Raw genomic sequence first — 20,276 nt, 5'->3', positions numbered from 1 at the left:
CCGTCGCCCGTGAACGCCAGAACAAGGATCGCCATGCTCGACTAACCGACGGCCGCCCCCCGCAGCGCCTCCAACGCCCTCCCCACCACCGGGGCATCCGCCCCACCCCTACGCACGGCCGCCACCACATGCCGAACGGGCCGCTCTTCCCCCCAGCTCCCGCATCACGACCCCACCGCAACCATCCGCGGCACCAACGCCACCCCCATCCCCGCCTCCACCATCGCCAGGATCGCCGTCCACCCGGCCGCCTCGCACGCGCCCCGGGCGACGTCGGACCACGGCCCGCTTCCGCCGAAGACCCAGTCCTCGGCGGCGAGGTCGTCAAGGACATCTGGGGCTCCCGCTCCGACGAGATCGCCCGGAAGATCGCGATCGGCCTCTACCCGGCGATCCAGGTCTCCGAGGAGACGCTGCGCAAGACGGACGCGTGGCTGTCGTCGGCAGAACCGAACGCGGCCCCGCGACGCCTCGTCTCGGAGTCCTGGGCGGCGTGGAACGGGCGCTGAAGGCGCAGGCCGCGGACGTGGCGGCGGAGCAGTAACGGTCGTCCTACGTACGTCGACAGGGGCGCCCGGTGCTGCTGCGCTGGGCGCCCTCATCGCAAAGGACCCACGTCAGCGCAGCGCCGCAAGTACTCGGCTGCGAAGCGTTTCGTTCTCGATCGTGTCGGCGTGGCGCCAAGCTGCGGCGGAGACTTCCTCGGTTTGCAGTTCGACCACGTCGGCCGAGGTGCGGAAGAGGAACCGGAAGTCGAAGTGCTGGTGATCCGGCTCGCCCTTGGCAGGGTTGGCCGGGATGGGGTGGGCGTCGATGTGGACAAACGGGATGAGTTGCATTGGATGCAACATTCCGTCTAGTGGTGAGGACGCCATTTTGGCTGCTCCGGCGCGTCGATGGAAAGGGAACGGTTGAAGCGGCATGGCCTTGACCTGGGCTGCTGCGTATTGATTCAACAATGATGCACCTGATACAACAGCGGCGTGAGTGCGACAGCGCCGGGTTCGGCCTCCCTTGTCCTCGCCCGGAATGTGGTTCATCTGGACCCGGCGGCCGCGGTGTTCAAGGCCATGCTCGATGGGTGGGCGAGGCAGCAGTCGGCTCGCTTTCTGAAGAGCTCGACGATCGGCCCGCGGCGGCGGCTGATCGAGCGGTTCGAGGAGTTCACCGGGCTCTATCCGTGGCAGTGGACGCCAGCGGAGGGCGAGGCATTCATCGCAGACTTGCGAGGTGGCCAGACGCCGATCCAGATGTCGACCGCCCGCGGCTACGAAGTCATCATCAGTCTCTTCGTCGAGTACCTGAGGGACAGTCGCTACCACTGGCTCAAGGTCTGCGAAGAGCGGTTCGGCGAGGTGCCTCAAGAGGTCTTCCACGAAGGCAACTCGGTGATGCACACGGTCGAGTACGAGGGAGACCCTCGGCGCCGGCCGCTGACCTACGACGAGGTCCAGGCCCTGTTCGACGCCGCTGACGCCCTGCCATCCAAGATCCGGGGACAGGGACGCAAGGGCGCCCTGACAGCGATGCGGGACGCGGCCGTCATCAAAACCGTCTACGCCTTCGGCATACGGCGAACCGAAGCGTCGCGTCTGGACCTCGTGGACCTGCGGCGCAACAGACAAGCGCCGGACTTCGGGAACTTCGGCTCGATGATGGTGCGCTTCGGCAAGTCGTCGAAGGGTGCTCCGCCGAAGCGGCGGATGGTCCTGACCGTCCCGGAGATGGACTGGGTGGTCGAGGTCCTGAAGCACTGGCAGGCCGAGATACGCCCACATCTGGTCCCGGGACGCCACCCGGCACTGTGGGTCACCGAGCGCGCGGGACGCCTGTCGCCTCGGTCGATCAACTCCGCCTTCACCGCCGCGCGCGAGGCGGCCGGGCTGGATCCGGATCTGGACCTGCACTGCCTTCGCCACAGCTACATCACCCATCTCACCGAGTTCGGATATCCGGCACGATTCGTCCAAGAGCAGGTCGGGCACTCTCACGCATCCACGACGGCGATCTATATGGGAGTGTCGAACGAGTACCGCAACAACCTGCTGGAGGCGGCGTTGAAGAACCGGCTGGGCGACGTCTGGGACGTGACCACGTGATCAAGAAGATGGGATACCACTGGCAGCTGCGTCAGCTGATGGCCGAACGCGGCATGTTCCAGACTACCGACCTGGTTCCCCTGCTCGCCGAACGCGGAATCCAGCTCTCGCGCGAACAGGTCTACCGCCTGGTCACCCAGGCCCCGCAGCGCATGAGCATGGACACCCTGGTGGCCCTCTGCGACATCCTCGACTGCACACCCAACGACCTCATCAAGCCCGAAGTCGTCAACGTTCAGGTCCGTAAGACCGCTGGCGGTGACTCCGACGTCGCCCCGCCCACGCAACCGCGCCGGACGGTCGTCCGCCGCCCAGGTACGTGAGCGCTCCAGTGAGCCGGCCCAGCCGGGCCAACACGAGGGTGCGCCGCAACCGGGCCGAACTGGCACGATGCAGAACCGACTTGATAGGACGCGTCCAGGCCGTTGCCGGATCACAACTCACCTCCAGCGACGCTCAGCGCATCCTGGAGACAGCCAACGCCTGGGAGCCTCGACCGGCCCGAGCTTTGGCAGCCCACCTGGCCGAACACCCTGACGCGCTCACCGCACCGAAATCTCACAGCCCGGCAGCTCTTCCCAGGCTCCTGCTGGAACTGGCTGCGGCAGGCTTCGCCGTCACCAGGCTCGCCTGCGCACTCTGCGGACGCACCGACGACCCGTTGCCTCGCAACTCGCCCGTCGGGCGTCTCTGTAACTGGTGCGTCGAACGTGACCGCCTTCAGCAATGCACCCGATGCGAACGTCAAACTCGCATCCACAGTCGTACGGCAGACGGCCCGGTCTGCCGCTCCTGCTTCCAGAAGGACCCCGTCAACCACCGTCAGTGCGACCGCTGCCAGCGACTTCGTCCCACCAGCCGGCGCCCGGACGGCACGAACCTCTGTTCCTCCTGTAGCCCTCGCCCCAAACGCTCCTGCGTCCACTGCGGCACCGTCGCCCGCGCCAGCACCATCACAGACGCCGGCCCGATCTGCCCCCGCTGCTACGAACGGCCGACGCGCCCATGCGGCATCTGCGGACAGACCACCACCATCAAGATCCGTGCCACGGACACGAGCCCCGACATCTGCGAGCCGTGCTCGCGCCATCACATCGCGGTCTGTGAGGCGTGCGGCCATCAACGCCGAGGTGCAGTTCGCAGAGGCGGCACCTTCCTCTGCCACAGCTGCCAGCCACGGACGCCAAGGACCTGCGCTGACTGCGGCAAGTCCAAGCCTGTGACCGCGACCTACCCGGTCGGCGTGCTCTGTAGCACCTGCTACCACCACCGCCGACGCAACCCCCGAACCTGCGTCGAATGCGGCAACACCCGCATAGCCGCGGGACGCACCTCGGAGGGCGGGGGCCTCTGCGGCCCCTGCAGCGGACGCCCTGACCTGCACACGACCTGCAGACAATGTGACTACCCCGGCGACATCTACGCCCACGGCCGATGCACCCGCTGTGCTATCACCGATCGAGTCGCCCAACTTCTCGCAGGGCCCGATGGCACGATCGCCCCGCCGTTTCAGCCCCTTGCCGACGCGCTCACCCGAGCGGAGAAGCCCTGGTCGGTCATGAGCTGGCTGCGGACCAGCGCCGCGGCTGGACTCCTCGATGAACTCACCACGGAGCACACCGAGATCAGTCATGAGCTCCTCGACCGGCTGCCTCAGAGCACGGTCACTCGCAACGTCCGGCACCACCTTGTCGTGACCGGAGCCCTCCCCGAACGCCACGAGACCTTCGCCCGGCTTGAGCTCTGGGCGAGAGCCACTCTCGAAGCCCTGCCCCCACACCAGTCCCGGATTGTCAGCCCCTTCGCGGAATGGCACGTCATCAAGGACGCACGCCGCCGAGCGGAGCGCGGACGCTACACTCCCGGCGCCGCGAAGGCCGACCGTGGCAACATCCGAGCCGCAATCCTGTTGCTGAACTGGCTCGACCAGCACCAGCTCACCCTCCCGGACGTGCACCAAGAGGACCTGGATCTGTGGTTCACGCAGAACCCCACCCGACGGCAAGCTGTCCACTCCTTCGTCCGATGGCTTACGAAGCGAAAGCTGACCCGACCGCTCGATACACAACTCGCCCGCAAGGGATTCCCTGCGAACTTCCAGACGGACGACGAGCACGAGCAACAGCTGCGGAGATGCCTCACAGACGAGGCTCTGCCCCGAGAACTTCGCATCGTGGGAGCCCTGATCCGCCTCTACGCACTCCCCATCTCGCGCATCAAAGAGATCACCACCTCCCAATTCCAACTGAACGACGCCGGCGCCTTCCTCACCATCGATCGCCACCCTGTGCTGCTGCCTCCGACGCTCGCCCGGCTCATCAAGGCCCACATAGCCAGCCCGCGGGCCAGCTCGATGCTCAAGCCCCGCGCGTCTTCCGGGCCCGACTACCTTCTCCCTGGTCGGCACGCAGGTCGCCCCCTGAGCGCCAGCCACCTCATCAAACGGCTGCGGAACCACGATCTCCCCACCCGTGCGGCACGCAACACGGCAATGATCACCGCCATCACCGAACTGCCGCCGATCGTGGTCAGTGACCTCTTCGGCCTCTCGGCCTCCACCGCCTTCCAGTGGGCCAAATTCGCCCAACAGAACTGGACCGACTACCTCGCGCTCCAGGAAGTGCAGGCATCAGACACTGCCCCCCTTCCCCCAGGCAAAAGGACCGACTCAAATTTCGATGCGCCGTTGCCACCAGGGAAGATCCTGTGGAGCGAACGGGTCGTTAACCGTTCTGCCGAGGATCCGGGCGTCGACGGGAGCCAGCGCGGCTCGCAGCTCTCGCCGCGCCCGTGAACGCAGGTTCCGAGCCGTCACTTCCAGCAGTGTGCGGATGTGCCCGGTTGGGACGTCGGAGTACCCGTAGCGCCACTCTTCAGCACTACGGGGTCGCCCGGCACGCAGAGCCCAGCGTCGGAAGGCGAGCGCGACATCGCCCCTCGGCAAGCCTCGCTCGCGCTCGAATGCAGCTATCTGTCGGTTCGCTGACGCTGACAGCCCTCGTATGACGGTTCGCCTGGCGTGCCTTGTGTCCCGAAGCGGCAGCTGAGACCTGATCTCGCCCGGTGTTCGGCGAGGCATGTCGACTTCCTGAAGGTGCTGGTACTGACAAGTCCTCGAACGCTAGCCCAGCCGCCAACGATCCTCAAGGCTCACCCGAGGCATAGGCAGTGAGCTTGTTCCGACCCGAATAGCGCAAGTTTGGAACACTGCCTCTTCCCCAGTCGGGACGATGCCCGGCCGGGATGACGACGGCGGCCGGGATGCCGGTCTCCTCGGACAGTTCCCGTTGTGCGGCGGCGAGGAGGCTGATGTCGTCCGCCTCAAGGTGTCCGCCGGGCAGGAGCCAGCGGTTCAGTGCGACATGCCTGACGTGGAGCACGCGGCCGGCGGGGTCGGCAAGGAGCGCCCCTGCCGTGACGTGCCCCCGGAACTCCTTACGGCTGGTGAGGGCGGCGGAAGCGTCGAGGAGCTCAAGAAGATCGACGAGCCGCCCCTTTTTGTCGCGCGGATGGACGTCGAGGTAGTCGTCGAGGGTCTCGCGGATGTGGTCGGCCGTGACGGTCATGGAGTGTCTCCTCACCGGTTGAAGTAGTCGAGCCAGGTCGCGGCGATGGCAGCACGGTCCGCCGGGCCGATCTCGTGCAGGCCGGGACCGAGTCCGCCGCGGGCCAGTACAGCGGAAGCGGCGAGTATCTCGGCCTGCACGAGGAAGATGAACGGCCCAACGCTGGCGCCGTGCAGGAAGTTGACGGCGTTTCCTCCGTTCAGAAGGTAGAAGTAGTGCCCGGTCGTCAGATACCGGGTGATGTGTCGGCCGACGTGGGCGCGCTCGTACACGTCGGGTAGACCGGCGAGTTCGAGCTCGTCCTCGCTGCTCGTCACGGTGGCGACATATGCGCCGTTGCGTAACCGTCCGAAGTCCTCACCTCGCAGCGAGAGCGCACCCGTGGCGCACAGGACGAGTCCCGCGCCCTCAAGGCCCTCCACGAGTGCACGCGCCACAGCGAAGCCCTGGGAGAGCGCCTGTGTGCGGCGTACCGGGTCGGTGTCGTACACCGTGACACGCACCCCTTTGGCGTGCAGCAGGCGGGCGATGCTCGACCCGAGCTTGCCGAAGCCGATCACCAGTGCCGTACGGCCGTGCAGGATGTCGCCCCGGCTGCGCATGAGTGCCTCGGTGGAGAACACCACCGACTGCCCGACGAGGAAGTCTTCGGGCTCCTTCAGGGGCGAGCGTGCCACCGAGACGACCGGACACGGGAGCTTGTCGAGGCCTGCGTAGCGGCGATGGCCGTTCTCGGTGTCCTCGACCAGGCCGAGGATCCGTCCCGAAAAACGGTCGCACAGTGTTTCGAGCGACGGGGCAAAGTAGCCGCCCACATCGAGCAGTACGACGGGGCGGCCTGCCGCGCGCGCCTCGACATATCCCACCGCCCGATCAGGATCGGCGAACAACTCACGCGACAGCTTGTCGCACACGTACCCGCTGCCCTCGATCTCGCGCAGTGCCTCGGCATGCACGGACTTGGGCTTGGGCAGCACCGCTCGCAGATCCGTCACCGCCGCCACGCCCCGCACGAAGGCGGGTCGCTCGGGTAACAGGTGTGTGATCAGGAGTGCGACCGGAGGCTCGGCCGACGGAGCGAAACGAGAGGCGATCCGACCGAAGTAGGCGTCGAGCCGGGCGCGTTCAGATGCTTCCATCGCAGGGCTCCTCGATCCTCGCGGCGGCAGTCTTGAACACCGACCACACTGTCTTTCCAGGGTTGTGTGCGGTGACTCCGAAGTCATCGGCCAGGGCGGTCACGAGACGAAGCCCCCGCCCCCCGCAGTCGTCGACTCGCCCCTCTGCCACCTCCGGACGCCCGTCCCCGCTGTCCCGGACCTCGACGCGGACCATCGAACCGTCGGTGACAACCGTCAGACAGAACTCACGCCCCGGCGGGACACCGTGCAGCAGGGCGTTCGTCGCGAGCTCCGAGACACAGAGCCGTACATCGTCATGCCGATCGGCGCAGCCCCACTCCGTCAGCGTCTGGAGGGCGAAGGCACGTGCGGCGCTCACGGAGCCGCGGGCGCGAGGAAAACGTCGTTGCCGTGACAAGGGCACGGTGAATCACCGCCTGTTTCGTGGGGTGTACGATCACCGGCGACTGTATCACTATTCGCGAAAAGCAGATAGGTTGGCCCCGCCGTTGGGGAAGCGGGCAATTGTGCGAGTCGCTTAACGTGTAAAGCAGCAAGGTTGGAATCCCGCCCCGCCGGAGGAAACCGTGAGCGACAGCGCGTGGGTCAGCATCTCGATGCCGTACCTGACACCACGGGAGAAGGGGCAGCCCGACGCCTGGGGAGCCGAAGCCGCCAGCCGCGGGGGCAAGGGCAGTCAGCGCATCGCCTTCGCCGGGGAAGTGCCCGCTCCGGACGAAGTCGCTGCCCTCCTCGGCCTGCACACGGGAGAGCCGGTTGTCGTACGCCGACGGATCATCCAACTGGATGGCAAGCCTTGCGAGTTGACGGACACGTACTACCCGCCGAGCATCGCCCGCGGCACCCGTCTCGCCGAGAAGGGAAAGATCCCCGGTGGTGCCGTGACCTTCCTCGCCGAGCTCGGGCACGTCGGCGCACGAGTGCGTGAGGACGTCACCGCGCGTATGCCCGGCAAGGACGAACGCGAGGCTCTTCAATTGGGCGCGGACGAACCAGTCCTCCGGCTGAGCAGGGTCACGCTGGACGGCGACGACAAGCCCATACAGGCCGACCTGATGGTCATGCCGGCCCATCGGCAGCGGCTGCGTTACGAGATCAAGATCGGATGACTGTGTCCACCATCGACAACGACCCCTCGGACCCGCGATCCCTCCATGAGCGTATCGCCGCCGATCTTCGGGACGAGATCATGAGCGGCGACCTGGCGCCGGGCGCCAAGCTGCCCTCCACCGCCCAGCTCAAGGCGAGATTCGACGCCTCCAACGCCACTATTCAGAAGGCACTCCAGGTCCTCAAGGACGAGCGCCTGGTCATCGGCCGCGCCGGAGCGGCGGTCACCGTCCGCGAGCATCGGCAGCGGACCATGCACCCCGCCGCGTTCATGGCTCCGGCCGGGGCGGGTGAGCCTTACCGGTGGCTGACCGAGGCAGCGAAGCACGGAACCCAGGCTCACAGCACGCTGTTGGATGTGGCGGAGGTCCGTCCCCCTGCCGACGTCTCAGCCGCCTTGAACCTCGCCGAGAGCGAGACAGCTCTGCTGCGGCATCAGGTGCTCTCCATCGACCGCGAACCGGTCGAGCTGGTCAAGTCCTACTACCCCATGGCCATCGTCCAAGGGACCGTCATCACGGACAAGCGGAAGATCAAGGGCGGCACTCCGACCCTCCTCGCCGAACTCGGCCACCCCCCGCGCCTCAGCGTGGACCGAGTCTCCGCCAGAGTCCCCACCCAAGAGCAGTACCAGGCCTTGAACCTGCCCAGCGACCTGCCGGTTCTCCGTACGCTGCGCGTCGTGTACAGCGACGAGCAGCGTCCCATCGAAGTCACCGTCATGGTCAAGGCTGGTCATCTCTACGAGCTTCAGTACGAGTTCACGCCTGAGTGACTCTCCATCGCACGCGATCAGCGGGGTCCGGCGTCCCCGCATGCGCGGTGGCAACGGTTCGCAGAGCGTTGAGCACCCTTCCGACCGCCGACCAGTCTTTTCCGCCCTTCCGCACCACCCCCACCACATGCCGAACGGGCCGCTCCTCCTCCAGCTCCCGCATCACGACCCCGCCCCCCACCGCAACCATCCGCGGCACCAACGCCACCCCCATCCCGGCCTCCACCATCGCCAGGATCGCCGTCCACCCGGCCGCGGAGTGGCCCTGCCGAGGGCTGAACCCGGCCGCCTCGCACGCGCCCCGAGTGATGTCGGACCACGGCCCGCTTCCGCCGAAGATCCAGTCCTCGGCGGCGAGGTCGGCCAGCCGCAGCGGTTCGGTGGTCGCCAGCTCGTGCCCCTGGGGAAGGGCGACGTCCAGCTGATCCGCCAAGCAACGGCACCCGTGTGAAGCGCAGGTCCCCCACGGTCGGGGCCTGCGCCGCGAGGGACAATGCGGGGTCCACCTCACCGGCGGCCAGCAGCTCGTACGCCTCTGCGGCCTCGGCCTCCCGCACCCGTACGACCACCCCGGGATGCGCCGCCCGCAGCGCCCGCACGGCCGGTACGACCAGCGCCGGGACCGCCGTGGAGAAGGCGCCCACCCGCACCTCCCCCACCTCGCCGTGCGCGTACGCCGCCAACTCGGCGTCCGCCCGCTCCAGTTGCTCGAACACGGCCTCGGCATGCCGCAGCACGAGCCGTGCCGCGTCCGTCAGCCGTACCCGCCGCCCCTGTGCCTCCAGCAGCGGCACCCCGAGCTGCTTGGCGAGATTCGTCAGCTGCTGCGACACCGCCGACGGCGTCATCCGCAGCGCCTCGGCCGTCGCCGTCACGGTCCCCCGTTCCCGCAGCGTCCGCAGGATCTGAAGCTTCCGGATGTCCCACTCGACCATGGCGGCAACCTACGTCACCGCCGCGCCGTCGCACCGAGGACGACCCCGCCGAGGATCAGCGCCATGCACAGCAACTGCGTCCAGCCAGTCGTCTCGCCGAGGAGCGCCCAGGACAGCAGGGACACGCACACCGGCTGGAGGTAGTAGACGACCCCGGCGCGGCTGGGACCGACCAGCGCGATCGCCCGGTTCCAGGCGAAGAAGGCGACGGCGGAGGAGACGACTCCCACGTACAGGATCGGCAGGACCGTCCCGGGCGTCGGCTCGAAGCCGCCCTGCACCGCCAGGCTGACTCCCTGCGCGGGCAACAGCAGGACCGTGCCCAGCAGGAACGTGGTGAACAGGAAGGCCGCCCCGCCCAGTTCGGCAGGCTTGCGTCGCAACAGACCGCTGTACGACGCGAAGCAGCAGGCCGCGGCCACCATCCACAGGTCCCCTGCCGCGAACCGGGCACCGCCCGCGCCACCTCCGATCAGCAGCACGCCGCCCGCACAGGCCGTCAGCAGACCGGCCACCCGGCGCGCGCCCAGCCGTATCCCCGCGGCCCGTTCGAACACGGCCATCAGGACCGGCGAAGCGGCCATGATCATGCCCATGTTGGCGGCCGGCGTGGTCAACCCGGCCTGGTTGACGAGGGTGTTGTATGCGGTGACGCCGAGGAGTGAGGCGAGGAGTACGAAGCCGAGGTGACGGCGGATCGCCTTCCGCTGCCCCCAGGCCTGCCGGGCGCCGAAGGGAGCCACCGCGACGAGCGCTACCAGCCATCTCCAGAACGCCTGCTGCACCGGCGGCACACTGTCGTGCAGCGTGCGGGAGGTGACGAAGCTGCCCGACCAGACGACGGTGGCGAGGGCGATGCCGAGGGCGGCCGCCCTGGGAAGGGGGGTCGGCGTGGCTGTGGCTGTCCTGGGGAGGACGACAGTCACGGAGATCCTTTCGCTGGTCGGTGATCGGGGTCGATCTACCGTCGCAGCGCCGGACCCGTCAGGTCCATCGAGTCTTTCCGATCTTTCTTTTCAGCAGAACCGAACATTCTCGGGGAAGCCTGTCCGGCCCGGCCCGCCCCGATCTGCCCCACGACCGTCGCCCCGAACGCCAGTGCCATGCCCGCCAGTTGGAGCGGGCTCAACGCCTGCCCCAGCGCGGCCCAGCCGACGACGGCGGCGGTCAGGGGGGACAGCGGGCCGAGGAAGGTGACCTGCGTGGCACTCAGGCGGCCGATGCCACGGAACCAGAGCCAGTACGCGACCGCCGTGTTCGCCAGCGCCAGATAGAGGTAGCCGCCGACCGCCCGGCCGTCGAGCGCGGGCGGGGCGCCCTCGACCAAAAGGGCGAGGGGCGCGATGAGCAGGCCGCCGGCGGTGAGCTGCCAACCGGTGAGGGCGAGCGGGCCGACACCCTCGGGGCGCCCCCACCGCTTGGTCAGTACGGTGCCGGTGGACATGGCCGCCGTGGAGGCCAGCGCCGCCAGCAGCCCGACGGGGTCGAGCGCACCGGCCGCCTTCAGCACCACCAGGCTGACACCGAACGCCGCCACGACCCCGATGAGCACGTTGCGCACTGTGGGCCGTTGCCCGAGAAACAGGGCCGCAAGACCCACGACGAACAGCGGGCCGACCGAGCCGACAACGGCCGCCATGCCCCCGGGCAGCCGGTACGCGGAGAGAAAGAGGAGAGGGAAGAAGGCGCCGATGTTCAGCGCCCCCAGCACCGCAGCCTTCCACCACCAGGCGCCGCGCGGCAGCACCCGGGCGAGGGCGAGCAGCAGCAGACCGGCGGGCAGGGCGCGCATCAGGCCGGTGAACAGGGGGCGGTCGGCCGGCAGGAACTCGGTGGTGACCGCGTAGGTCGTGCCCCAGGAGATGGGCGCGAGGGCGGTGAGGAGTATCAGGGCGGCACGGTTGGCGGCCACGGGATGCACCCTTCGAGTAGGTCGGCCGAGAGCAGGTCAGCGGGAAGTAGGCCAGAGGTGAAGTAGGCGTGAAGTAGGTAAGCAGGAAGTAGCTTAGCGCTAAGTCACTTTCCGTCAAGCTACTTTCTTGCAGGCCAGCATCAGACCGCCGATACTCGACGCATGAGCGAACGCCCGCAGCGCCCACAGCGCAAAGACCCCGTCGACGCGATCATCGACCAGTGGGCGACGGTGCGGCCCGACCTCGACACGAAGGCGATGGAGGTCTTCGGGCGGATCTACCGCCTCTCGCGCACGATGGGCGACCGCATCGAGAAGGCGTACGCGCCCTACGGCATCTCGCGCGGCGAGTTCGACGTCCTGGCGACCCTGCGCCGCTCCGGAGAGCCCTACACCCTCTCGCCCCGCCAGCTCTCGGCGACGCTGATGCTCACCACCGGAGGCATGACAGGCCGGCTCGACAAGCTGGAACGGGCCGGCCTGCTGCGCCGCTCCCCCGACCCGCACGACCGCCGCGGTCTGCAAGTCACGCTCACCGAGAAGGGGTTGACCATCATCGACCAGGCGGTCGGCGCCGGCCTGGCCGTCCAGACGGAGGCGCTGTCCGCCCTCGACGACGCACAGGCCTACCAACTGGCCGACCTGTTGCGGGAGTTGCTCGCGGGGACGCCCGACCACCGGTAGGCGGGGCTCCGCTCACCCCACGTGCGCGGCGACCGCCGCCTCGATCGCCCGCACGTCCGCGGCGTCCGACGCCCACGCCACGTACCCGTCGGGCCGCACCAGCACGGCCGTACGGCGGTCGCTCGCCCAGCGTTCCACGGCCGGCCGGTCCTTGCGGGAGGCTTGGCCCTCGGGCACTTCCGCCGCCTTCGGCGTGATCAGCACGAACCGTCCGCCACGCAGGGCCTCGTAGAGGCGGCCGCTCTCCAGAGCCACGTCCGGAACACGGGTGCCGACCAGGCGGTGGGAGCCGCGCGGGGCGGGGTACCTGTAGCCGATGCCCGAGATCTGGGCCAGCGCCTTCGCCTGGGCGGGCCGGGCCGCGTTGACGAAGGCGGAGACGAGGGCACGTACGGCGCGCAACGCCGGGTTCTGCGCCCTCGCCAGCCGGACCAGCCCGCCGCTGCTGCGCAGCACGGCCCTGCCGACCGGATGGCGTTCGGCCTGGTAGGTGTCCAGGAGCGCCTCGGGCGCCCAGCCCTTGACGACCGCGGCGAGCTTCCAGCCGAGGTTGGCCGCGTCCTGGAGGCCGGTGTTCATGCCCTGGCCGCCGGCCGGCGAGTGGACGTGCGCGGCGTCGCCGGCGAGGAAGACCCGACCGACCCGGTACCGCGGCGCCTGCCGCTCGTCGCTGTGGAAGCGGGAGAGCCAGCGCGCGTCGTGCATGCCGTAGTCGGTGCCCAGGGCGCGGCGGGTGACCTCCTTGACCTCGTCGAGGTCGAGCGGGGCGTCGTCGGGGACCTCGCGGTGGCGGTTCCAGCCCATGACGCGGTACCAGCCGTCACCGAAGGAGGCGATCATCGCGAAGGCGTCACCGGCGCCGTTGACGGTGAGCACACTCTCGGGCCGCTCGGCGAGCCGTACGTCCGCCAGGAAGAGGGACTTGATGACGGAGACGCCGGGGAAGGGCAGGCCGACGGCCTGTCGTACGGCGCTGCGGTGGCCGTCCGCGCCGACGACATAGGCGGCACGGCGCGTGCCGACCGTCCCGTCCGGGCCGCGCACATCGAGGTCGACCCCGCTGTCGTCCTGCCGCAGCCCCACGACCTCGCTCTCGAAGAGGAACTCGACACCGAGCTCACGCGCCCGCCGCTCCAGCAGCCGCTCGACCTCGTACTGCGGGGTGATGAGCAGGAACGGGAAGCGGGACGGCAGCGTGCCGAGATCGAGGGAGAGGCGACGGAAGAGACGCAGCTCGGTGATGGTGCTGCCGGTCGCGAGCAGGTCGTCGGCGAGGCCGCGGGCGTCCAGTTGTTCCAGGGTGCGGGCGTGCACGCCGAAGGCGCGGGAGAGGTTGCTGGTCTTGTGGGGGCGCTTCTCGACGAGGGTGACGGGGACGCCGGCGGCGGCGAGGTCACCGGCCAGGAGGAGACCGGTGGGGCCGGAGCCGACGACGAGCACGGGGTGGGCGGGGTCGGTGCCGGTGCCGGTGCCGTTCGTGGTGGTCATGGTGGCCTCCTGGTTGCCAACACTCGCGGGCCAACAACTGTTGGTCAACAGCCGTTGGTCAACGCTTGTTGGCAACAATAGGGCCGCCCCGAACAAGTCGTCAACGCTTGTAGGCCTACACTTGTTGGCATGACGCAGAGCAGGCTCCCCACTCCCACCCCAGCCCGCCGCTCCGAGGCAACCCGCACGGCGATCCTCGACGCGGCCCGCGAGCGCTTCGCGGCCGACGGTTACGACCGCGCCACCATCCGTGCCATCGCCAAGGACGCGAACATCGATCCGTCGATGGTGATGCGGTACTACGGCAACAAGGAGGGCCTGTTCGCGGCGGCCGTCGCCATAGATCTGAAGCTGCCGGACCCGGCGTCGTTCCCCCGGGACGAGGTCGGCCGGGCGCTGGTGACGCACTTCCTGGCCATGTGGGAGAAGAACGAGGTGCTCACGGCCCTGCTCAGGGTCGGCGCGACCAACCAGGCCGGGGCCGAGCGCATGCGGAGCATCTTCGGGGACCAGCTGCTGCCGGTCGCCCGCCGGGTGTGCCCCGACCCCGAGCAGGCCCCGGCGCGGGCGGCGCTGGTGTCGGCGCAGTTGCTCGGGCTGGCGCTCACGCGCTACGTACTGCGGTTTCCGCCCGCCGTGGACCTGGCCCCCGAGGAGGTCGTGGCATGGCTGGCGCCGACCGTGCAGCGGTATCTGACGGCGCCGTATCCGGCGTGAGTCACGCGTTCGTGAAGGTCACGTTCCTGAAGGTCACGCGTTCGTGAAGCCACGCGTTCGTGAAGGTCACCCGTCCGTGCGGGCCGCCCGCCTGTGAACACACCGAGGGCGCCGGCCTCGTCGTACGTACGGCGGATGCGCATACATACGACGGGGCCGGCGCCCTCGGGGAAGCTGTGACCGGACGGAGCCGCCCTGGTCAGGCCTTCGCCTTGACCTTCGCCTTCGGCTGGCGGTCCGTGGAGCGGTCCAGGACCATCACGAGGCCCGCGATGACCGCGAACAGCACGATCGGAGCCAAGACGAACTGGCCCAGCGTCTCCATGACGCTCAGGCCCGGACCGGGGTCGTCGCCGTCGTCACGCGTGAGCGCGAGCGCAGGGGACGACATGAGCAGCATCATCAGCGTCGTACCGGCAGCCAGGGCGCCGGCGCGCAGGGCGTTCTTCTTGTCCACGGGGCCAAAAGTACCGAACGCCGGGAGGGGCCGCGCGCCCGGGGTGCCGTAGGAGGCGCGGCCTGCCGCGCATGAGGCGCGCCCTGCCCGGCATGAGGCGCGGTCCGCCCGGTGTCACCCCCGCCGGGCCGCCTCGCCCCGCAGCACCTCCACCAGCGCCCGCACCCGAGCCGACGCCGTCAGTTCCTCCAACGCCACCGCCCGGCCCTCCGCGTCCGCGATCGGCAGTCGCCAGTTCGGGTACTGGTCCCAGGTCCCCGGCAGGTTCTGCGGGCGGCGGTCGCCCACGCCGTCCGGGAGCCAGATGCCGACCATGCGGGCCGGGGTGCGCAGCAGGAAGCGGTGGACGGCCTGGATCTCCGCCTCCTCCTCCGAGGTGCAGTGCCCGCCGTGCGTGCCGCGCAGCAGCCCGAGCCGGGAGAGCAGTTCCAGCCACTCGCCCGTGTCCGCCGACGCCGCCGCCTGCTCCTGCTCCAGAGGGCGGGTCAACAGGCCGAGGCTGTCGCGGAGTTGGACGTGTTCGCCGGTGAGGCGGGCCGCGGTGGGCGGCAGGTCGTGGGTGGTGGCGGTGGCGAGGCAGTCGGCGCGCCAGGAGTCAGGCGGCAGGGGGCGGCCGTCGCCGTCCCAGTCCCGCTCGAACCAGAGCACCGAGGTGCCGAGCACGCCCCGCGCGCGCAGCGTCTCGCGCACACCGGGCTCCACCGTGCCGAGATCCTCGCCGATCACCACCGCTCCGGCCCGGGAGGCCTCCAGCACCAGGATCGCGAGCATGGCCTCGGCGTCGTAGCGGACGTATGTCCCCTCGGTCGGCGCGTGCCCCTGCGGCACCCACCACAGCCGGAACAGCCCCATGACGTGGTCGATCCGCAGCGCGCCCGCGTACCGGAACAACGCCTGCAGCAGTCGGCGGTACGGCTCGTACCCGGACTCGGCCAGCCGGTCCGGTCGCCAGGGCGGCAGCCCCCAGTCCTGGCCGCGCGCGTTGAAGGCGTCCGGCGGTGCGCCCACCGACATCCCGGCAGCGAAGTACTCCTGCTGGGCCCAGGCGTCCGCGCCCCCGGGGTGCACCCCGACGGCCAGGTCGTGCACGATCCCGACGGGCATCCCGGACTCCCGCGCGACCCGCTGGGCGGCGGTCAGCTGGCCGTCGGTGAGCCACGCGAGCCGGCAGTGGAGGTCGACCCGGTCCATCAACTCGCCCCGCGCGCGGGCGGTTTCGGGCGACCGTGGATCGCGCAGCCCCTCCGGCCACCGCTGCCAGTCCGAGCCGTGCACCTCGGCCAGCGCGCACCACGTGGCGTGGTCCTCCAGCGCCTGCCCCTCCCGCGCGAGGAAGTCGACGTACGCGGCCCGGCGCCCCGGCCCGAGCGGCACCTCGCGCACCAGCTCCAGCGCCTGGCGCTTCGTCTCCCACACCGCGTCCCGGTCGATCAACTCCCCCTTCTCCAGCACCGCTTCCCGCAGCCGCCCGGCCCGCTCCCGCAGCACCCGCACCCGCTCGCGGTCCTCGACGTACGCGAACTCGGGCACGTCCTCGACCCGCAGGTGCACCGGGTCGGGGAAGCGGCGGGAGGAGGGCCGGTAGGGGGACGGGTCGGTGGGCGCCCCCGGTACGGCCGCGTGCAGCGGGTTGACCTGCACGAATCCGGCGCCGAGCGCCCGGCCGGCCCAGGCGGCGAGTTCGGCGAGGTCGCCGAGGTCGCCCATGCCCCAGGAGCGGCGGGAGAGGAGGGAGTAGAGCTGGACGAGGAGGCCGTACGAGCGTTCGGTGGACGTGGGCAGGCGGGGCGGGGCGACGACCAGATGGCTGGTCGCCGTACGGCCGTCGGGGGCGGTCGCCGTCAAGCGGTGGACGCCGGGCGGGAGTCGGTCGGGAGCGGCGCGGGCCTCGCCCTGTTCGGTCTCGATGTGCAGCCGGGTGCCGGACGGCAGGGAGGCCAGCGCCTCGGGCTCGGCCCCGCTCCAGCACACCACCGTCGGCGGCAGCAGCCGCTCGCGCAGCTCCCGCTCCCGCGCGGCGAGCGCGGCACCGACGGCCCCCGGGGTGCTCGTGTCGATGCCGAGGGCGGCCAGGGCGAGGGTGAGCGCGGTGGCGGAGGCCGTGACCGTACGGTCGGCGGACGGCTGGTAGGAGGTGGCGACGCCGTGCAGCTCGGCGAGCCGGGTCAGGTCGTCGGAGGGCGGGTCCTCGGGACTCCCAGGAGTCTCGGCAGGGGCTTCGGCCGACCGCTCTGCTGTCATCTACGACCTCGGGAAATCCATGTCCATGTCCATACCGGTGTCCATACCCGCATCCCAGACGGCCGCCTCACTGGTCAGTGGCGCGGCGTCGGCGAGCGGCGGTTCGCTGGTGAGGGGCTCGACGTCAGGGAGGGGCGGTTCGCTGGTGAGGGGGGTTGCGAAGCAGGCGCCCTCGGCGCTGAAGACGCAGGCGTGCATCTCGGGTTCGGTGAAGACGCCGTCGTACGTCTCGCGCTCGCTGGGCGCCTCGGGTTTGGACAGGGCCGATGCTGTGGGCACGGGGGCCTCCTCGTCTGGTTCGGCGTGCGGGTTATCGCAGCCCTACCCAGCAGACGCGGGGACAGACGTCCGGAGACAAACAACGTGCCTCTCGTCACATTCTGTTCCGCAGGTCCTGTTCCGCCGCAGAGTTTTCTGCCCGCTCACTATTCACTCAGTACATGTACTCAGTGCATAATGATCGCCATGAGCACCCGCCACATCCTGTTGGGACTGCTCGCCACGGGGCCGAGCCATGGCTACGACCTCAAGCGACGCCACGACGAACGCTTCCCGCAGGCCCGCCCGCTGGCCTACGGGCAGGTCTACACGACCCTGCAGCGGCTGGTCCGCGACGGGCTCGCCGAGATCGACGGCACCGACTCGGACGGCGGCCCGGAGCGCACCACGTACCGCTCGACGGACGACGGAGCGCGTGAACTGGCCAAGTGGGCCGGGGAGATCGCGCCGCCCGCGCCGTTCGTGACGAACGAGATCTTCGCCAAGGTCGTCGTGTCGATCCTGTCCGGCGGCGACCCCGAGGCCTATCTGCGCGCCCAGCGCGCCGCCCACATGGAGCGGATGCGAGAGCTCACGGCCGTCAAGACCGCGCAGGGCACCGATCTCGCGACCGTGCTCTCGGCGGACTACGCCCTCAACCACCTCGACGCCGACCTCCGCTGGATGACAACCACGGCGGCCCGGCTCACCACCCTGACCGCGGAGGTCGACGCAGCATGAGCAACACAGCGGGAAGCACGGTGCCACTGCTGGCGGCCCGTGACCTCGTCAAGGCACACGGCAGGACCGAGGCCCTGCGCGGCGCCTCGATCGAGCTGCGGGCCGGAGAGATCCTCGCCGTCATCGGCGCCAGCGGCAGCGGGAAGTCCACGCTGCTGCACTGCCTGGCCGGCATCGTCCGCCCGGAGACCGGCTCGGTGACGTACGACGGGCAGCGGCTGGACCAGCTGCCGGAGAAACGGTTGAGCGAGCTTCGGCGTACGGAGTTCGGCGTGGTCTTCCAGTTCGGCCAGCTGATCCCCGAGCTGACGGCGCTGGACAACGTCGCGCTGCCGCTGCTGCTCGCCGGTGCCCGCCGGCAGGAGGCGCAGGCGCAGGCCGGTGAGTGGCTGGAGCGGTTCGGGGTGCGCGGACAGGAGGAACTGCGGCCGGGTGAGATGAGCGGCGGCCAGGCGCAGCGGGTGGCCCTGGCCCGGGCCCTGGTCACCGGCCCGAAGATCGTCTTCGCGGACGAGCCGACCGGGGCGCTGGACTCGCTGGCGAGCGAGCAGGTGATGACGGCCCTGGCGCACACGGCCCGCGAGTCGGGTACGGCGGTGCTGCTGATCACGCACGACGCCCAGGTGGCGGCGTACGCGGACCGCGAGGTGCGGTTGAGCGACGGGACCGTGGCCCCGCTGGAGGTGGCCGCATGAGAGCCGATCTTCGGCTGGCCTGGCAGCTCATCCGGGGGTCCGACCGGCGCGAGTGGTGGCGGGTGGGGCTCACCGCACTCGGGGCGGCGCTCGCGACCGGTTTCGCGCTGGCGGGCGTCGCGCTGGCCTCGCTCGACGGGTACAACAGCGTGCCGCTCGCCCACGGCTTGCTGAACACCCCCGGAGGGCGCTCCGGGGTGATCTTCAGCCTGGCGCTCCTCCTCATTCCGGTGCTCGGATTCCTCGGCCAGAGCGCGCGGATCGGCGCCGTCCACCGCGACCGGCGGCTCGCCGGGCTACGACTGGCCGGGGCCACGCCGTGGCAGGTGCGCCGGATCGCCGCACTGGAGGCCGGGCTCGCCTGTCTGCTGGGCTCGGCGCTCGCCAGCGCGGTCGCGGTGCCGGTACTGCTGTCCCTCTGGACCAGTCCGGCCGTCCTCGCCTGGGCGGGGATGGCCCTGGTCGTCCTGGCGGTGCCGGCGCTGGGCGCGGCGGTGTCCGCACTGGCGTTGCGCCGGGTGGTGGCGTCACCGCTCGGCTGGGTGCGCCGGGTGCGGACCGCCCGGCGTCCGGGGCGGGTGTTCCTGGTGGCGACCGGACTGCTCGTGGTGTTGGCGGTACTGACCTTGCTGGCCCCGGTGTACGACAGGCCCCACCGGTTCTCCCCCGTTGCGCTGGTCGTCCTGGCCCTGGCCCTGCTGGTCGGTGCCGCGGCGGTGTGGCTGACCGGCTGGTCCTCCGGCCTGCTGGGCCGCACCCTCGCGGCCCGGGCCCAGCGCCCGGCCCTGCTGATCGCGGCGGAACGGCTGCGCGACGACCCGTGGGCGGCGGCCCGTACCCACGCGGCCGTATTGCTGGTGACCGTCGTCAGCACCGGCTTCGTGGGGGTGCGGCAGGTGTTTCTCGCCGATCTGCACGCCATGCGCCGCCTGGGCCGACTCGGCATGGACATGGAGTTCTATACGACGGGCCTCGATCTGACGGCGGCCGCGATCCTCGTCGCCCTCGGGATCGTCCTGTCGGCTCTCGCTGTCGGCACCGCCGAGTCCCTGGCCACCCGGCGCCGCGGCCTGGCCGTGCAGAACGCGGCCGGGGTGCCGCGCGGGGTGCTGGCCCGGGCGCTGTTCCTCGAGACCGCGCTCCCGCTGGTCCCGGCGGTCGTGGTGGCGGGCTCCGGCGGCATGGCGATCGGCGCCTGGTACGCATCGATCGCCACGGAGTGGACGGTGCCGGACGTGCCGTACGTCTCCCTGCTGGTCCCCCTCGCGGTGTACGCCTGCTGCCTGCTGGCCGCGGCCACCTCACTGCCCCTGCTGCACCGCTCGCTCCGCCCGGCGGAGCTGCGCTACGGGTGAGAACGGCCGGGCGGCGGCGCGACCGTCCGGCCCCGGGGGCACGGGGGACCCCCGGGGCCGGATGCCACACGTACCGGCCGCCAGGTATGCGAAAGCCCGGA

The 20,276-nt window shown here is 70.2% G+C and carries 20 protein-coding genes and 2 pseudogenes; 10 read left to right on the top strand and 12 right to left on the bottom strand.

All coding sequences use genetic code 11. The annotated features are described in order from the left end of the window. Positions 1–41: 41 nt before the first annotated feature. Both QQM39_RS30065 and QQM39_RS46295 read right to left on the bottom strand, forming a co-directional pair. Positions 42–347 (bottom strand): annotated as a pseudogene (locus QQM39_RS30065) (LysR substrate-binding domain-containing protein); the annotation flags it as partial. A gap of 270 nt (positions 348–617) precedes the next feature. Continuing rightward, a complete protein-coding gene (locus QQM39_RS46295) occupies positions 618–956 on the bottom strand; it encodes a hypothetical protein (RefSeq protein ID WP_367669237.1) in 339 nt (112 codons plus the stop codon). A 114-nt stretch (positions 957–1,070) separates the two neighbouring features. On the opposite strand from QQM39_RS46295, the gene QQM39_RS30055 reads away from it, so the two are divergent. The 3 genes from QQM39_RS30055 to QQM39_RS30045 all read left to right on the top strand — a co-directional run bounded on the left by QQM39_RS30055 (position 1,071) and on the right by QQM39_RS30045 (position 4,893). Beyond that, complete coding sequence (locus QQM39_RS30055) at positions 1,071–2,099, top strand: tyrosine-type recombinase/integrase (protein ID WP_302003776.1); 1,029 nt, start codon at positions 1,071–1,073, stop codon at positions 2,097–2,099. Beyond that, a complete protein-coding gene (locus tag QQM39_RS30050) occupies positions 2,096–2,422 on the top strand; it encodes a helix-turn-helix transcriptional regulator (protein ID WP_302000680.1) in 327 nt (108 codons plus the stop codon). The genes QQM39_RS30055 and QQM39_RS30050 overlap by 4 nt, the downstream gene beginning before the upstream one ends. Before the next feature lie 1,235 nt (positions 2,423–3,657). Continuing rightward, positions 3,658–4,893 carry a hypothetical protein gene (locus QQM39_RS30045; protein WP_302000679.1) on the top strand — a complete coding sequence of 412 codons (1,236 nt, stop codon included), beginning with the start codon at positions 3,658–3,660 and terminating at the stop codon, positions 4,891–4,893. A 349-nt stretch (positions 4,894–5,242) separates the two neighbouring features. Here the strand turns inward: QQM39_RS30045 and QQM39_RS30040 are convergent, their stop codons facing one another. Genes QQM39_RS30040 through QQM39_RS30030 form a run of 3 tightly spaced genes read right to left on the bottom strand, consistent with a single transcriptional unit; the run spans position 5,243 to position 7,165 of the window. Next, positions 5,243–5,665, bottom strand: a complete 423-nt coding sequence (locus tag QQM39_RS30040; protein WP_302000678.1) for an NUDIX domain-containing protein — start codon at positions 5,663–5,665, stop codon at positions 5,243–5,245. Positions 5,666–5,676: 11 nt separating this feature from the next. After that, positions 5,677–6,804, bottom strand: coding sequence for an adenosylhomocysteinase (locus tag QQM39_RS30035; protein WP_302000677.1), 1,128 nt, complete (start codon positions 6,802–6,804; stop codon positions 5,677–5,679). After that, positions 6,791–7,165, bottom strand: a complete 375-nt coding sequence (locus QQM39_RS30030) for an ATP-binding protein (protein WP_302000676.1) — start codon at positions 7,163–7,165, stop codon at positions 6,791–6,793. Before QQM39_RS30030 ends, QQM39_RS30035 begins: the two co-directional genes overlap by 14 nt. Before the next feature lie 208 nt (positions 7,166–7,373). Here QQM39_RS30030 and QQM39_RS30025 point away from each other — a divergent pair, with 208 nt between their 5' ends. Both QQM39_RS30025 and QQM39_RS30020 read left to right on the top strand, forming a co-directional pair. Further along, positions 7,374–7,916 carry a GntR family transcriptional regulator gene (locus QQM39_RS30025; RefSeq protein WP_302000675.1) on the top strand — a complete coding sequence of 181 codons (543 nt, stop codon included), beginning with the start codon at positions 7,374–7,376 and terminating at the stop codon, positions 7,914–7,916. Continuing rightward, complete coding sequence (locus QQM39_RS30020) at positions 7,913–8,692, top strand: GntR family transcriptional regulator (RefSeq protein WP_302000674.1); 780 nt, start codon at positions 7,913–7,915, stop codon at positions 8,690–8,692. Before QQM39_RS30025 ends, QQM39_RS30020 begins: the two co-directional genes overlap by 4 nt. Here QQM39_RS30020 and QQM39_RS30015 read toward each other — a convergent pair. The 3 genes and pseudogenes from QQM39_RS30015 to QQM39_RS30005 all read right to left on the bottom strand — a co-directional run bounded on the left by QQM39_RS30015 (position 8,679) and on the right by QQM39_RS30005 (position 11,539). Next, a pseudogene (locus tag QQM39_RS30015) lies at positions 8,679–9,627 on the bottom strand (LysR family transcriptional regulator). The gene QQM39_RS30020 and the pseudogene QQM39_RS30015 sit on opposite strands and share 14 nt — an antisense overlap. 14 nt (positions 9,628–9,641) lie before the next feature. Continuing rightward, positions 9,642–10,553 (bottom strand): DMT family transporter, encoded by a 912-nt coding sequence (locus QQM39_RS30010; protein ID WP_302000673.1) that lies wholly within the window; start codon positions 10,551–10,553, stop codon positions 9,642–9,644. A 35-nt stretch (positions 10,554–10,588) separates the two neighbouring features. Next, a complete protein-coding gene (locus tag QQM39_RS30005; protein WP_302000672.1) occupies positions 10,589–11,539 on the bottom strand; it encodes an EamA family transporter in 951 nt (316 codons plus the stop codon). Positions 11,540–11,701: 162 nt separating this feature from the next. Between QQM39_RS30005 and QQM39_RS30000 the strand changes: the two genes are divergently transcribed. Then, entirely contained in the window at positions 11,702–12,223 is a 522-nt protein-coding gene (locus QQM39_RS30000) for a MarR family winged helix-turn-helix transcriptional regulator (RefSeq protein WP_302000671.1), read from the top strand. Positions 12,224–12,235: 12 nt separating this feature from the next. On the opposite strand, the gene QQM39_RS29995 is transcribed toward QQM39_RS30000, so the two are convergent. After that, complete coding sequence (locus tag QQM39_RS29995) at positions 12,236–13,711, bottom strand: FAD-dependent monooxygenase (protein WP_302000670.1); 1,476 nt, start codon at positions 13,709–13,711, stop codon at positions 12,236–12,238. A 129-nt stretch (positions 13,712–13,840) separates the two neighbouring features. Here QQM39_RS29995 and QQM39_RS29990 point away from each other — a divergent pair, with 129 nt between their 5' ends. Next, complete coding sequence (locus QQM39_RS29990) at positions 13,841–14,428, top strand: TetR family transcriptional regulator (protein WP_302000669.1); 588 nt, start codon at positions 13,841–13,843, stop codon at positions 14,426–14,428. 199 nt (positions 14,429–14,627) lie between these two features. Here QQM39_RS29990 and QQM39_RS29985 read toward each other — a convergent pair whose 3' ends face one another. From QQM39_RS29985 to QQM39_RS29975, 3 genes are all read right to left on the bottom strand, one after another. Further along, entirely contained in the window at positions 14,628–14,885 is a 258-nt protein-coding gene (locus tag QQM39_RS29985) for a hypothetical protein (RefSeq protein WP_302000668.1), read from the bottom strand. 114 nt (positions 14,886–14,999) lie between these two features. Then, entirely contained in the window at positions 15,000–17,126 is a 2,127-nt protein-coding gene (malQ, locus tag QQM39_RS29980; RefSeq protein ID WP_302000667.1) for a 4-alpha-glucanotransferase, read from the bottom strand. Next, positions 17,127–17,405 (bottom strand): hypothetical protein, encoded by a 279-nt coding sequence (locus tag QQM39_RS29975; protein WP_302000666.1) that lies wholly within the window; start codon positions 17,403–17,405, stop codon positions 17,127–17,129. 186 nt (positions 17,406–17,591) lie between these two features. Here QQM39_RS29975 and QQM39_RS29970 point away from each other — a divergent pair, with 186 nt between their 5' ends. From QQM39_RS29970 to QQM39_RS29960, 3 genes are read left to right on the top strand one after another with little or no spacing between them, the layout of a single operon-like run. Next, entirely contained in the window at positions 17,592–18,125 is a 534-nt protein-coding gene (locus QQM39_RS29970; RefSeq protein ID WP_302000665.1) for a PadR family transcriptional regulator, read from the top strand. Next, on the top strand, positions 18,122–18,820 hold the full coding sequence (locus QQM39_RS29965) for an ABC transporter ATP-binding protein (RefSeq protein WP_302000664.1): 699 nt from the start codon (positions 18,122–18,124) through the stop codon (positions 18,818–18,820). Before QQM39_RS29970 ends, QQM39_RS29965 begins: the two co-directional genes overlap by 4 nt. Continuing rightward, the gene (locus QQM39_RS29960) at positions 18,817–20,175 is read left to right on the top strand and encodes an FtsX-like permease family protein (RefSeq protein ID WP_302000663.1); all 1,359 of its coding nucleotides are present in this window, start codon (positions 18,817–18,819) and stop codon (positions 20,173–20,175) included. Before QQM39_RS29965 ends, QQM39_RS29960 begins: the two co-directional genes overlap by 4 nt. Positions 20,176–20,276: the final 101 nt, after the last annotated feature.

It is taken from the genome of Streptomyces sp. DT2A-34, from assembly GCF_030499515.1.
Lineage (GTDB): Bacteria > Actinomycetota > Actinomycetes > Streptomycetales > Streptomycetaceae > Streptomyces.
Note: the sequence above shows the minus strand (reverse complement) of the source record. Positions and strands in the feature narration are given on the sequence as shown.

Bases quoted from the DNA above. Each gene is read 5' to 3' on its own strand.
- QQM39_RS30055 (WP_302003776.1), top strand. From the start codon at position 1,071: ATGCTCGATGGGTGGGCGAGGCAGCAGTCGGCTCGCTTTCTGAAGAGC.
- QQM39_RS30045 (WP_302000679.1), top strand. From the start codon at position 3,658: ATGAGCTGGCTGCGGACCAGCGCCGCGGCTGGACTCCTCGATGAACTC.
- QQM39_RS30040 (WP_302000678.1), bottom strand. From the start codon at position 5,665: ATGACCGTCACGGCCGACCACATCCGCGAGACCCTCGACGACTACCTC.
- QQM39_RS30035 (WP_302000677.1), bottom strand. From the start codon at position 6,804: ATGGAAGCATCTGAACGCGCCCGGCTCGACGCCTACTTCGGTCGGATC.
- QQM39_RS30020 (WP_302000674.1), top strand. From the start codon at position 7,913: ATGACTGTGTCCACCATCGACAACGACCCCTCGGACCCGCGATCCCTC.
- QQM39_RS30000 (WP_302000671.1), top strand. From the start codon at position 11,702: ATGAGCGAACGCCCGCAGCGCCCACAGCGCAAAGACCCCGTCGACGCG.
- QQM39_RS29995 (WP_302000670.1), bottom strand. From the start codon at position 13,711: ATGACCACCACGAACGGCACCGGCACCGGCACCGACCCCGCCCACCCC.
- QQM39_RS29990 (WP_302000669.1), top strand. From the start codon at position 13,841: ATGACGCAGAGCAGGCTCCCCACTCCCACCCCAGCCCGCCGCTCCGAG.
- malQ (WP_302000667.1), bottom strand. From the start codon at position 17,126: ATGACAGCAGAGCGGTCGGCCGAAGCCCCTGCCGAGACTCCTGGGAGT.
- QQM39_RS29970 (WP_302000665.1), top strand. From the start codon at position 17,592: ATGAGCACCCGCCACATCCTGTTGGGACTGCTCGCCACGGGGCCGAGC.
- QQM39_RS29965 (WP_302000664.1), top strand. From the start codon at position 18,122: ATGAGCAACACAGCGGGAAGCACGGTGCCACTGCTGGCGGCCCGTGAC.
- QQM39_RS29960 (WP_302000663.1), top strand. From the start codon at position 18,817: ATGAGAGCCGATCTTCGGCTGGCCTGGCAGCTCATCCGGGGGTCCGAC.